This is a genomic window from Mycobacterium sp. UM_WGJ (assembly GCF_000455125.1).
GTDB lineage: Bacteria > Actinomycetota > Actinomycetes > Mycobacteriales > Mycobacteriaceae > Mycobacterium.
Genome location: NZ_AUWR01000043.1, coordinates 1 through 13,877, shown reverse-complemented (window position 1 = coordinate 13,877; position 13,877 = coordinate 1). Strand labels below are relative to the sequence as shown.

At 60.7% G+C, this 13,877-nt stretch carries 8 protein-coding genes; 5 read left to right on the top strand and 3 right to left on the bottom strand.

The genetic code is table 11. The features are described from left to right. Positions 1-56 precede the first annotated feature (56 nt). Complete coding sequence (locus tag N416_RS0113865; RefSeq protein ID WP_051190272.1) at positions 57-1,829, top strand: DUF262 domain-containing protein; 1,773 nt, start codon at positions 57-59, stop codon at positions 1,827-1,829. Positions 1,830-1,976: 147 nt separating this feature from the next. Here the strand turns inward: N416_RS0113865 and N416_RS23290 are convergent, their stop codons facing one another. After that, the gene (locus N416_RS23290; protein WP_155943376.1) at positions 1,977-4,172 is read right to left on the bottom strand and encodes a hypothetical protein; all 2,196 of its coding nucleotides are present in this window, start codon (positions 4,170-4,172) and stop codon (positions 1,977-1,979) included. A gap of 192 nt (positions 4,173-4,364) precedes the next feature. After that, a complete protein-coding gene (locus tag N416_RS22685) occupies positions 4,365-5,249 on the bottom strand; it encodes an ATP-binding protein (RefSeq protein WP_196805140.1) in 885 nt (294 codons plus the stop codon). A gap of 996 nt (positions 5,250-6,245) precedes the next feature. Between N416_RS22685 and N416_RS22180 the strand changes: the two genes are divergently transcribed. Then, positions 6,246-6,668, top strand: a complete 423-nt coding sequence (locus N416_RS22180) for a hypothetical protein (protein WP_051190271.1) — start codon at positions 6,246-6,248, stop codon at positions 6,666-6,668. Positions 6,669-6,700: 32 nt separating this feature from the next. On the opposite strand, the gene N416_RS0113855 is transcribed toward N416_RS22180, so the two are convergent. Continuing rightward, positions 6,701-7,438, bottom strand: coding sequence for a TetR/AcrR family transcriptional regulator (locus N416_RS0113855; RefSeq protein WP_024442706.1), 738 nt, complete (start codon positions 7,436-7,438; stop codon positions 6,701-6,703). Positions 7,439-7,654: 216 nt separating this feature from the next. On the opposite strand from N416_RS0113855, the gene N416_RS0113850 reads away from it, so the two are divergent. The 3 genes from N416_RS0113850 (at position 7,655) to N416_RS0113840 (ending at position 13,333) form a co-directional block, all read left to right on the top strand. Beyond that, positions 7,655-8,089 carry a DUF6188 family protein gene (locus N416_RS0113850; RefSeq protein ID WP_024442705.1) on the top strand — a complete coding sequence of 145 codons (435 nt, stop codon included), beginning with the start codon at positions 7,655-7,657 and terminating at the stop codon, positions 8,087-8,089. 114 nt (positions 8,090-8,203) lie between these two features. Then, entirely contained in the window at positions 8,204-11,281 is a 3,078-nt protein-coding gene (locus N416_RS0113845; RefSeq protein ID WP_024442704.1) for an MMPL family transporter, read from the top strand. A 507-nt stretch (positions 11,282-11,788) separates the two neighbouring features. Then, positions 11,789-13,333, top strand: a complete 1,545-nt coding sequence (locus tag N416_RS0113840) for a HEPN domain-containing protein (protein WP_155943375.1) — start codon at positions 11,789-11,791, stop codon at positions 13,331-13,333. Positions 13,334-13,877 lie beyond the last annotated feature (544 nt).

Sequence of the window (13,877 nt, the reverse complement as noted above, 5' to 3'; positions counted from 1 at the left end):
CACAGGACACGAGCAGGTAGGGGTATCTTTTGATTAGGTCAGCGCAAAGCAGGACAGTGCAGGAACTGCTGAATATCGACCAGAACGTCGTCTACCAGGTGCCCCGATACCAGCGTGAATACTCATGGCAGAGGTCGCAGTGGGACGAACTCTTCGATGACTTGATCGAGTCGAACAGATCCCAAGGTCACTTCCTCGGCACGATCATCTGCGTCAATCAATCAGTCGACACGACCGACGCCTCGGTGCTCGAACTCATCGACGGTCAACAGCGAATGACCACCCTGTCACTGTTACTTGCGGCACTACTTAAGGCCCTCAGAGCACACGATTCCGACCTGGACGACGAGGGCCGCGCCGATGTCGTCAACCTCCGTCGCCACTTGGCCTACGCAAAGAACCCGCCGCGACCTCGGTTGATACCTCAGCACCAAAACCGGAATCACGACGACTATCTCAACGTGCTCGCGGACGCCGGCACGGGCGTGAAAGCCCCCGAAGTCGCCAACGTCGGAAATCGTCGAATCATGAAGGCGTACAGGCATTTCCAAAACCGAATCGCGTCCATTGCTGGTGAAACGATCGGCGAGGAGGCCGCCGCGGCAATCCTCGACATTCTGGAGAAGGTGCGCAGGGCAATCATTGTCAAGATCGAGGTCGGCAGCGCCTCGGATGCCTACGTGCTCTTCGAATCGCTCAACAACCGCGGACTGCCGCTCACACCAATCGACCTCATCAAGAACACACTGCTGGCCTCCACGGATACCACCGGCAATCAAGGAATCGACGAGGTCTTCGAGACCTGGACAAACCTCCTCGAGAACCTCGGCGATACCTACAACGTTCAGGAACGATTCTTCCGTCAGTTCTACTCGGCCTTCTCGTCCGAACTTCCCACCGTGCAGGGCGTCAGCGCAATCACCCGATCGAACCTTATCCGGGTCTATGAGGTGCTGATCAACGACGACCGCGACGCATTGGTGAAGCGACTCGCAGCTGCCGGTGTGTTGTATCGGCGCATCATTGGCAACACGCAAGGGGACAGCGACCTAGATCGCGAACTAATGCGGCTGGTTCGGGCACAAGGCACCACCGCGCACATCGTCCTGCTCTACTTGTTCACCTACCGCGAGCGTCTTGATCTTGGCGATGCGGCTTTGACTGAGATCACCGCTTTGCTAACCAACTTCATGGTTCGTCGCCACCTGACCGGCACTCCCCCCACGCACCGCTTGGCCCGCCTGTTCACCTCGCTCATCGATGACGTCGCGAACCTCCGCGGCAAAGAGATCGCCAATACAATCCGCAGCCGGCTTGTCGCTGAGAGTGCCAGCGACGATCAGTTCCGGGATCGCCTACTCGGCGCCATCTACGAAGACAACCCCGACGTGGCACGCTTCATTCTCGCGGCTCTTGCTGAACACGCCATGACCGACGAGGTCTGGGCGGACTTGTGGGACGTGAAATCCAACAAGTACGTGTGGACGATGGAACACATCTTCCCTCAGGGCGGGAACGTCCCGAAAGCCTGGGAAGACATGGTCGGCGGACCGGAGAATGTTGCTGTAGTTCGCAACGAACTACTCCACAGCCTCGGCAACTTGACCCTCACGGGTTACAACAGCTCGCTTAGCAACCGCAAGTTCGAAGACAAACGTGACCACACTAACGAGAAGGGTAGATACACCGGCTTTCGAAACGGACTGTCCCTCAACGCCGATCTCGCCGATGCGCACGCGTGGACCGCTGACCAGATGCGCGAGCGACGTCAGCGGCTTGCGGAGCAAGCGTTCGACCTCTTCCGCCTCGATGCCCAGCCTTCGCGATGACAGCAGGGATGCTCGCCGGACACCCCGACGCAGCGGCGCGCCTCCTCTAGGTTTCCGGCACTGAAAAGAACCGGTCTGGGGCTAAGCGGACATAGTTGGTCATTATCGGCGGGCGGCTCCGCTGACTTCGGCACCCAATGTCGTCGATTAGTGGGTGCCACCACCCATCGTGCAAAGAGACTGTATTCGCACCAACTCCTTTCCAAGATTGATAGGACCGGGATCGGTTCCCGCAGGCCAGTCGGTTGTCATCGTGTCGATCAGGTCCGTCATCTCTTGGGTTGCTGCGGACGGGATCTTTCCTTGGGCCGCAGCCAAGAGCAGTTCGGGGAAGAGCACCACTTGGTCATGAAAGTTCTGAGTTCGTTTGACGAGGCTGGTCACCGAGGTACGTTGATCGCGGGCATTTGCGCCCCACCATGCTTCCCCAGGCTTTGCCCATCGGAGGGTGCTTGCGACAATTATTCCGTCGAAGTAGGAACGCGATATCGAATCGAAATCGAACATGGGCCAGCGCGGATCAGACCGCTCAGATAGTTGTCTGGCGGACTGCATAGCCGACCCGATCGCTGCGTACGCAGTGATCGCATCAACCCGAGTACCGTAAAGGGATTCATTCCGTACACGTTCGTCATGTCTGCCCGTCAGGCCCCAAAGCAACGCACGAGGGTCTGGCTCGCCAGATACCGCAAGTTCCATACGAGTCGGCCAGTCGACAGTTGGTTTGCACAGCACCAGTCGCTTCATGAGAAATTCTTGGGCGTCGACGGCCTCAACCGACGTTGTCGAACGAGAGAGCAAGGTCGCTTCTTCGCTCAGGGGAGATCTCTCCGGTACATACGATGTCCAAACCGAGAATATTCGTCGTTCGAATGAGGACGCCAGATTTTGCCATTGGCGAAACGTGGTCGGTCGTGCATGCACGACAAGACAGTGGGGTGAGCCCGCCCTAGATTCGTTCTGCCAAGATTCCTGAACCGAGCACAGTAATTGTCGAATGTTCCACCCAGTGACGGACCCAGCACTGAAAATCAGTGGTTGTCGGAGGTCAGCGAGTTGAGGATGTGGAGAGCCTAGGGCGCGAAGCGCAATGACAGGTATAGTCTGAAGGTCGAGATATTTCCGGAGAATCTCGAGTACTCGGTCAAAATTAGGTGTTTCGAAATCGTACGCGCTAACAACGATGCCGTCGCACAAGCGCATGGCTTTCGCTGCGCTGTCGCGGTCCAAAATCTTTAAGCGAGAAACAAGGGCCCTGATAAAACCATCTGAAGCCCATAGCCCGCGGGTATTGATCTTCAGGTCCATCACGCCCTCTTTTTCGCGTGCAGCGAGTGACGGAGAATCTGCTGGATAGGATAGAAATTCAATGCTTCCTGCATCACTACAAGCTGTCCAGAATAAACGGCTGGCCTTCGCCGAAGCGGTGTCCGGCATAATAAGATTGGCGCCCGGCAGTGCTACGGCTTCAAAGGTCCGAGGATCAATCATCACAACTTGCGACCGGTCCGGGTCTACACAAAGCTTGCATTCCGTGGGATTGTGTGGACTGGGCTTCGGGGGGATGGCTAACCCAAGCCAGGTTGTGATCTCTTCGCTGTCTTTTGCGTAGTACCCGGTTGCCTCGGGCGTGCTGGTCTTATCAACAAGTACCACCATCGACCACTCGGTGGCAGATCGGAACGTGCTCGTTGCGATATCATGCATGGTGTCCCGATAGGTTCCAGATGCATTGACAGAGAACAGTATTAGCGCATTGGCGGATTTTCGGCCGGCGCGAATCGCGTTGAAGAGATCTGCCCGAGTGCGAGGATACTCGTCGAGAACCTCGGTCTTTATGGATTGCCACCCCCGACTCCTGGCGATGGCCTGCAAATGAACCACAAGCGGGATCAAGTCTGCAGTGTCAGCGATAATGGTGAGATCATCGCGCAGTCTATCGACCATCCACGACGCCAGTGCATGTACGTCTTGGGTTGTTCGAAATGCGTCGAAGATCTTTACAAAAACGTCAGAGTGTGTGCCTGAAGGCAGCACATAGTGATATTTCTGAGGACGCCAAATTCCATGTCCCCAATCAAGGAGGGCGCGGAACTCGACCCGTAAGGCTCGGTCGAGTAGATGTCGTTCTAGTGTTTCCTCTGGAGCGGTGCCTCCATGCCATATTGCCTGAGGTTTCGCGCCGATGTTAAATCGGATAACTCCGAGATGTTGTGGATTAAAAAGCTTCAAAACTTCGTGGTTTGCCATCGCCGCCAACCAGGCCGAAATCACGTCCAATTCCGTGTTGTTGTCCGCGTTGCCAGACGGTGTTGGCCCCAAAGCAGGCCACCGGAAGAGCATGTATCGGACCTTCGCAAGGGGAGAATTCTGTAATGCTCGACAGAGGCGCTCAGGCTCGGTGCCCTCTCCCTGAACGTCGATAAACAGAAGTCCCAATTCATTACCTGGCGCGAGGGTATCACGAATTGGACGGTCGCGATCCGCCGATATGCGCAAGTATCCATCGCTTGAACTATTCATGGGAGCGCGTGACTAGCTCTCTGTATCAGCGGCTATCTGGGCGGTGGGTAGGCACAACACAATTACGGTACCATGGACAGTTAAACCCTCGACATACTCGCAACCGGATTTCTCAGTCGATTCGTGCTCGTAGACAATCGCACCCTCTACTGAGGGGCCAGTCGCGGCAAAGAGGCTCCCATTGTATCGGTCGGCAATCGCCCGCACGATCGACAGGCCCTCGCCTCGGCCGCGGTGACGTCGCGGTAGGTTTCCTGAGAATGCAGCTTCGACAAGTTCTCTGTCCGGAAGCGACTGAGTCGCCCGCTCTTGCAGGGTAGTTGCCATGCCGACGCCGTCGTCTACAACGCTCAAGTAGATCCGGCTGTCCGACACTGAGGATCCTGTGGCAAACAACGTCAGCGCGCAATTTCCGTGGTATCCGATACGCGCGTGATCCCGAACGTTGTTCAGTAACTCGCTGGTCGCGAAGCTCATATCGCGCAAGACCTGACTGCGAAGGGTCACGTCGGTTATACGCGCTTTTGAGAGTAGTTTCCGTAGCCAAGGGTAGATGACGGAATCGACGTCATCCGAGGAAGAATCTGCAGGGCTCCAGTTCGGGTTAAGGAATGCAACAAGATCGGTGTCCAAGTCCTGTGGATCGTCGGCATCATTCTCCCCTGGAATGGAGAAGAGCGTCTGGTCGAAATCCGTTGGCGCCCAGTCCCTCGACCATTTCGATAGGTGGGTCTGCGTGTGGAGATCGCCACCATGGACTGCCAGACCTGGATGCCTCGATAGAGCGAACAGCAGGCCTGATCGAGCAATCTGGCGTTGGGCGGACTCGCTAGTAGGAAGAGCCAACGTGATGGGGCCAAACTTCGTCAAGCGATCGAGGAGGATGTTCGTTAGCACGGGTCCCCATTTTGGTGACACTCGGTTCCGGCCGTGGCCCGTGATCTTGGCCAGTTGGAATGAAACTGAGGCCGCGGGGTCTGCACTGACGATTGAGTTGAGCGCGCGCTCAACCGCCAGCACGTCAGCGGCCGTCGCTGCCTGGCTAACCTCCACGGAGTGTGCGGGATTTGCCCTCGAACCTGCGATCTGACCCATACGGCCCCAAGTCAACTTGTTGGTTTCGACCGGATATTACCGCATGGCCATGACGACCGTTGGGACTGGCGGAGCGCGTCTGACGGTGCTGATTGTCGGCTGCCGGGCACTCGGCGCAGGAGGAGCGGGACGCTATCGTCACTGTGACGAATAAGATCGGCCGGCGGAGTGCCGGTTCGTGAACCGCCATCAACAAGTAAATCCAGTGGTCGTCGTTCACTGGCGACGCACCTGTCCGTTGACATCCGATGTTGGGTATTGCCTTCGCATCTGAGGTATCGGCGTGTCTTTGCCAAGTTATCCGAGGCACGGCCGACACCGTCATTTAGGTGCGTACGTCTCCGGCAGCGTTATGGCCGCAGGTCAACGGTAGTGTTGAGCTTGAATTCAACTCCACCTGAGGTCACTCGCGCTTGCCGCTAGCGGAGTGCGCCGCGGTGACCTTCGAGTTGGACTACTCACCTATCCGCGGATTCCCGTCGTTTCGTAGACAGAGCAATTATCCAGGGCTGTGGTGGTTTTCGACGACGCGTGAACACGTCGGGTACGAGTCGTGGGTGGAGCGAACTACCCATTGGTCACTCTGCAGTCCCGGCTAATAAGGTTGTCCGCCGGCTACGACCGCGACCCCACCCGACAACGTCGCCACGCCCGACCCGCGTGCCGGCTGTGCATGGCGCGGCGCGGTGTCTACGAGCCCGTCTACTGCTGGTTCCCTGACTACGCCACAGTCTGCCGCCGGCACCGCCGCTGGATAGGTCGGGGCACTTACACCCTCGACGATGTTGTGCACCCGCCGTGCTGGCCGCCGCGGTGCGCCATGCACGGCTGCATCACCGTCACAACGACGCCGCGCGCTTCGCGGTTAGGGACTCCGCTCGAATTCACCGTTGGTGGTCGCGCACCGTGAGCCCGTTCACGCCGCCGCCCACCGACGCCGACGTCGATGCGCATATCGCCGCGTACCCCGACCTGATCGCCTTGGCCGCTATCCTGGCTGACGCTCGCGTCCGAATTTGGAACACCGTGGCAGCAACACCCGCGCGAGCCCGCGCCGTCGATGCGGTCTACATCCGTATCGGCGACCGGTTTCCCCGGCGCCGCGACCACACCCGCCCCATCGAACAGTGGATCTATGATCAGCAACTCAGCGCCACACGGGTCAACCGGCCCGCCTCCAAGGCAGGGAACGAGCCCGCAACGTGGTGCAGCGCCAGCTAATCGCCCTCATTCGGCCGAGAAGTGGGCGCTCGTCAGCCACGGCCAGCGCGGGTGTCCGTTCTCGTTTGACCTGAGGCACTATTTGCTGCCTGAATTGCGGTGGAATTATTGCCGGCCTGTGTGGTTGCGGGTTCGCTGTCGTTGTGACGGTGGGCGGCGAGGAAGTCGTCGACGATGCGTGTGCAGTCGTGGGCAGTCATGGTTCGCAGGCCGGTCATTCGCGCGAAGGCGAATGGCCCGATGAGTTGGCACAGTACGAGTTCGACGTCGAAGTCGCCGAGTTCGGCGCGAGCTTCGGCGCTTTGCAGGATGGCGTCGAAGGGTTGTCGGTATTGGTCAATGACTCGTGCGCGCAGCGCCCTGGGGGCGTGGTCACCGCTGGTGTGATCGGTGGTTGCGGTGGGGCCCAGGGCGAGCCAGGCCAGCGCGGTGACGTGCAGCGGGGCGTCGCCGAATAAGGCGGCCTGGCGGGTGAGCAGTTCGATGAGCCGTTCGCGCAGCGTTCCATTGGCCGGTGTGGGCGGGGTGACTTGAGGTAGCAGCCGCTCGAAGGTCGCTGCGAGCAACTGCGACGAGTTGTTGAAATGGCGGTAGAGGGTGGTGCGAGCCACCTTGGAGGCTTTGGTGACCGCGTCGATGGTGACGGCCTCAATGCCGCCGCTGGTGAGCAATGCGGCCGCTGCGTCCAGTAGGCGATTGCGGGACCGGATCCGGCGGGGGTCGATGTCGTCATTGCCATCGTCGTGGCCCAACTCCAGCCGGCTGCTCACGCTCGCTCACCTCGCTGCTTCCGCGTTTTTGGCCGGCGTTGCGCGCTAGGCCGACGGTTATGGCACCAACGGTAGCGCAGCGAAACAGCTCGTAGTGGGAGCGCCTTAAGTGTTCGATCGGTCTCCGTGGCTCACAGTTAACGCTACTACTAGTAGCGCACCGCTACTAGTAGTAGTATTTGTGGCCTCGCCCGAGGATGTGCCCAAGGAGGCGCCATGTACACCCAATGGATCCAAGCGTGCGTTGTGCAGCGCGTGTCGCTGCGTGATGGGCTGGTGTTGGACTTCGATGACCGCAACGAACTGGTCATTTCCCGCCCACTACGGCTCATGTTGCCGCCCGCCGGTGACTTTCCGGCCGAGGAAGTGCTCATCGATCCCAACTGGGTCGCAGAACACGAACGCCCGCTGTTGGACCTGGCCGGAGCGGTGTGCACGCACGCCTGTTACGGCGATGACGGTGGGTTGCACCTTGGCTTTTCGAACGGACACGGCATCGATGTTGACGCCGACGCGCACGCCACCGCCTGGGAGTTGTACGGCAGGCACCACGGCTACATGGCATGCCTGCCGCCTGGGCGGGTCCGGGTGGTCCGCTATGACATCCCCGAGGCCGACGACGCCGAAATAGATCTCGCCGCGCGTCGTTAATGGTCTATTCCGCGCACCGCGTCGCGCGTGCGCCGCTGAGTAGCCGCACGCATCGACCACTGTGGTACTTCAAGTAGCGTAGCGATATCGATAGTTTCGTTTGATGGAGGTGTGGTGGCCGACGGCGATCGGGACTTCTCGGGTACCACGGCGACACTGCTGACGCGCAATAGCCGTTCGACCCTTCCAGCGGATTCCAGCGAGTACAGCGCGCGACTGGCGGCGCTGGCTGGGTTCACTGTGCGGCGCAAGGCGCTGGTGATGGGGGCATGGGTCGGCGTTGCGGTGGTGCTGGCGCTGCTGTTTCCGCAGCTGGAGACGGTGGTGCGGCAGCAGTCGGTGAACCTGCTCCCGCACGATGTGCCGTCATTTCAAACGGTGGACCACATGAGCGCGGCGTTCGGCGAACAGGGTTCCAAAACGATGGTGTTCGTCGCGATGGAAGACCCCGCCGGGTTGACTCTCGTGGCGCGGCAGCACTACGAGCAGCTGGTGGCGCGGCTGAACGCCGACACCGATCACGTCTTGCTGGTTGAAGACCTGCTATCCGAGCCGGTCACCGCGGCCCACGCGGTCAGCCAGGACCACCAGGCGTGGTATCTGCCGGTGGGTGTGGCCGGCACGCTGGGTGATCCCGCCGCGGCCGCCTCCGTGCAGGCGGTGCGTGACATCGCCGCTGGGGTGTTCGCCGGCACGTCGACCACGGCGTATGTGACGGGGCCACCGGCGACGTTCAGTGACATGATCGCTTCTGCCGAGCATGACCTGCTGCTGATTTCGATCGCGACTGCGGGTTTGATCGCGCTGATCCTGCTGATCGTGTACCGGTCGGTGTTCACCGCACTGCTGCCGCTGCTCGTGATCGGGGTAAGCCTGGCCGTCGGGCGCGGTGTACTGTCCGCACTGGGCGAGCTGGGCATGCCTGTCTCGCAGTTCACCGTGGCGTTTATGACAGCGATCCTGCTGGGCGCGGGCACCGATTACACGGTGTTTTTGATCAGCCGCTATCACGAGCAGCGTCGCGCGCAGGTGCCCGCCGACCAGGCCGTTATCCACGCTACAGCCAGCATCGGCCGGGTGATCCTGGCCTCGGCGGCCACCGTCGCGCTCGCGTTTTTGGCGATGGTCTTCGCCCGCCTGAGCGTGTTCGCCGCGCTCGGCCCGGCGTGCGCGGTCGCGGTGCTGGTGGGATTCGCAGCCACGGTCACGCTGCTGCCGCCGGTGCTGGCGCTGGCCGCCAAACGTGGTATCGGCGAACCCAAATCCGATCGCACCCGCCGGTACTGGAACAGCGTCGCGGTCGCGGTGGTCCGGCGCCCCGGCCGGTTTCTGATCATCAGCCTGGTCATCCTGCTGGCCCTGGCAGGAGCCGCGACGACGATGAAAATCAGCTACGACGACCGCAAAGGCCAGCCCACCAACACCGCAAGCAACCAGGGCTACCAGTTGCTGGACCGCCACTTCGGCAAAGATATCGTCATCCCCGAATTCCTGGTCGTGGAAAACCCCACCGACATGCGCACCGGTAAGGGGCTGGCTGACCTCGACGAAATGGCCTCCCGCATCTCCCAGCTCCCGGGTATCACCAAAGTGTCCGGGGTCACCCGGCCCACCGGAGCGCGCCTCGAGCAGGCCCAACTCTCGTGGCAGAACGGCCAGATCGGTGACAAGTTGGCTGGCGCCGTCGCCGATGGCAACGAACGCAAGGACGATCTCACCAAGCTCACCGACGGCGCCGACCAACTCGCCGGCGGGCTCGCTCAGCTTGACACCACCCTGCGCAGCGCATTGACACCACTGACCTCGATGTTGGAACACAGCGACTCTGTCGGCAGTCAGGTCCAGCTGTTCCGACCCCTGCTGCAACAGCTTTCAGCGACCGCCCCGGCCGTCGACCAAGCCATCCAATCGGGCCCCGGGCTGCGACCTTTGGCTGAACAAGCCCAAAACGCCATCGCAATCCTCGACCCCCTCGTCGCCGCCCTCAACACCTCCCCGTGGTGCGTCACCACACCGCAGTGCACCCAGATCCGCGATCAAGTTCAGATTCTGGTGAGCCTGCGCGACAGCGGATTCTTCACCGAGGTCGCCGACCTCGGTGACCACTACAACCCCGACACCAATGCCACCGTGGCCGGCGCCCTCGCCAATGTCCAAAACGCGGTCACCGCCTTGGACAAGGCCTTCGGAACCCTCGGTGAACCCGCTGATCTGGCCGGCAACATCAGTCGACTCCAAGACGGCATCAGCCAACTCGCCTCGGGCGCCCAAGCACTGGCGACCGGCGTGCACACACTGGCCGACAGCAACATCGAACTGCTGTCCGGGATGAGCCAAATTGCTACCCAGCTACAGAACTCCGCTCGCGCCAGCGCCTCCTCGGACTCCGCCAGCGGCTTCTACCTGCCCGCCAACGTCTTCGAGAACCGCCGATTCGCCGATGTAGCGAAACAATTCCTGTCAGCCGACGGCAAAACCGCACGCTTTGCCATCGAATCGACCCCCGACCCCTACAGTGGCGCAGCAATCCGCCTGGCACACGAGATCGTCGACGTTGCCAACGCCGCGCGCCCCAACACCTCACTGGCCGACGCCACCGCCTCGGTTGCCGGGTTCCCCGCCGTCAACTCCGACATCCAGCGATTGCTGCGGGCGGACTTCACCCAACTGGCCATCGCCACCCTGCTCATTGTCGGGCTCATCCTCATGGTTTTGCTGCGAGCCGTACTGGCCCCGCTGTACCTGCTGGGCACCGTCGTGTTGAACTACCTGGCCTCACTAGGCATCGGCGTTCTGATATTCCAATGGGGCCTCGGATACGACATCGCCTGGCCGGTACCGCTATTGGCGTTCATCATCCTGGTAGCAGTCGGCGCCGACTACAACATGCTGCTCGTCTCACGGCTGCGCGAAGAATCCGGACCCAATATCCGCGTAGGCGTACTACGCACCGTCGCCAAGACCGGCTCCGTCATCACCTCAGCCGGCCTAATCTTCGCCGCCAGCATGTTCGGCCTCACCACCGGCTCGATAGCCATCATGATCCAGGCCGGCCTCATCATCGGCTGCGGGCTACTCCTCGACACTTTCCTGGTGCGCACCCTCACCGTCCCCGCCATCGCCACACTGCTGCGCGAAGCCAGCTGGTGGCCCAACGTGCGGCACCGCCATCGCAGCCGGCGGGCCGCATGAGTTGCTGATCGTAGATCCCAGCCGGAACCAAGCAGTGTCCGCTGACGGTGATGGCGAACAAATCCCGGCCGCGCGCTGGACCGGGCGTTCCGAATCCTCCCGCGCCTGCCCCCACAGGCGACGCCTCTCCAGGGACAACTGACACCCGACCAAGCTCGTTCGCCGCCACGAGAGTCGACTTACCCCAGTCTAAATGGCAAAACATCGGTTACCGGTTGTCACTTGATCTGAAGCACCGCAGGTCAATTGGTCCCGGGTGCCTCAGATAGAACGACAACGGACAGCACCAAGGCCATCGCCGGCAAGGATATCCGCCGTGGTAGGCGGCGTTACCTTTAACGCAGATCGCGAACGCCCCCCGTATAGGGCGTAACCGCTCCGGTGGTCGAAAACCGGTGGTAACCATTAGTTCGCTCTAATCACATCACACCATGGATGTGCAGCGCGACCTCCTGTGGTTGCGTGGTTGAGGTGACGTCGCGGCGAGGATCTCGGCACTGAGAACGGATGGCTCGCCTTCGTGCGATTGTTGGCGCGTCGACGGCGAGCCTGCTCGAAACCGCACGGGCGTCCGTGAAGTTGCCCGCCGGGCGTTTCGGGGCCTGGGTTCAAGTCGCCGCTATTCTGAAATCGCAGCACGGCTGTGTCGGTGGTGCAGTGCATGCTTGTCGGGTGGAACAGTCGGATGGCACGTTCTGGCAGATCGACACACCTGAGCGTCGGACGTCGGGCCAACTGCTCGCTGGCGGCGACGAGCGTCCGATCTTGGTGACAGACAAGGCGATCTTCGCCGAGCGTAAGTTCTCGGTCTCTCGGCTAGCTAGCGGCCACCCGCTGGTTACCCGCTCGAGTGACCCAGAGGATCTCGTAGCCGATTTTCAGCCGAGGACGATCCATGGGGAACTTGCCGATGGGACACCGGTAACGCTGGTTCATGCGCAGGGCGACACTCGCCGCCTCGAATTCTTGCGCGACCCTAGTGAGGCAAGCCAACAATTCCGAGCGAGGTACGCCCTCAGTGGCGATCTGGTCACTGCCGATCAGACGTACCGTGCCGTCAGGTTTCAGGTAGTCGGGCCTTCCTGGTGGGATGCGGCCGAGGATGTGGCACAAACGGCTGACGGCGGCCTCCTACGCACGTACTGCGGCGGCCAGGGGGAACGGTGGATCGAGTTCACGAATTCGGACCCGATGACGTTCGACCACTTCGACTCTGGCGTGATCAACGCCGTCACGACGATCACGCAGTTGGCTACGAAGGACGACGCGGCCGCCGTCGGCCTTCAGGTCCAGCTCGTAGCGGACGGGCCATGGCGTGATGTACATAGGGGCCGGGAATCCGTAGCGGAACCTAGCCACATCCTCCTTGACACCCGCTACCTCACTGCCAAGAGATTCGCAACGTGGATTGATTTCCGCAGTGAAACACAGGGATTGGATGCTGCAGTCGTAGACAGCCTACAAGGCGCTACGCTTGAGGCGCAGGTGCTCACGCTCGTCGCGGTGGCCGAAGGACTACACCGCCGCCTTTTCAGAGACAAGAATAGGCGTGTCACAAGCCTGTCCGACAGCAAGATCAAGAAGATGTGCCGTCGTGCACGTAACGCCGCGCTTCCAGAAATGGACGGACCCGACTTCACCGACGAGGACCGCGCCGAGTTCAGCAAGGCGGTCACCGAGGCATTCGGACACATCAACGACCAGACGTTCAGAAGCCGGATGGCTGACCTGATTGCCGATGCCCGTCTGTCTATTCCGAATATTGTTGCAGGATTCGCAGATTGGCCAGATGCTGTGTCAACGGCGCGTAATCTCATGGCGCATCAGCCGTCGCTCCCTGATCACGTCGACGACAGGCAATTTCTGGATCTACTCATCGCGCTGAGCTACTCGATCACATGGGTGTTGCGGACGAACCTACTCAACAGGGCGGGATTCGACGCTGCCACACTGCAAGAGGGCTACGGCTATTCGTCATCGTACGGGCATCACCTCGCAAACACGCGGGAGCTGCTCGCGGGTGGCCCATGGGTCGTCGATGAGAGTCGCTAGTCACGATGGATGGCAAGCCTTCTCTCATCCTGCGGCCGACTGCAGAATCCGCGTGGGCGGGTTGCAGCGAAGAGGGGCCGAAGAAATGACACGACCTTGAGACAAAGCCAGATGACATCACGTGAGACGTTCTGCATCGCCGCAGTTCAGCACGTCGCCATATGACACGGATCGTGAGAACCTACACAATTGTAGGGTCTCACGCTGCGTGTCATATTCTCAGCGGCGGTGTCATGTCCTTGTCATGTGTCTCACGAACGTGTCATGCGCGAGGACGCATGCTTCGGAGTGATTGCTGGGATGCCGTTGACGGCGCGGCGTCGAGGGTTGCTACCGGCTCGTCGCCGTGTTCTGGGAGCTGACCGCCGTTAATGTCGGCCGCTCTAGTTTTGTGGTGATGAGCTGTGCGATGAATCGACCGGTGCGCGGACCGTTAGCGGTCAAGCGGCGGTGCATCCAGCATCTGCACTGAGGTTCCATCGCAGTGGTAGCGAACGGTAGTCACCACCCCATCGCTACAGGCGCTACTGAATCCCCCCGGCGT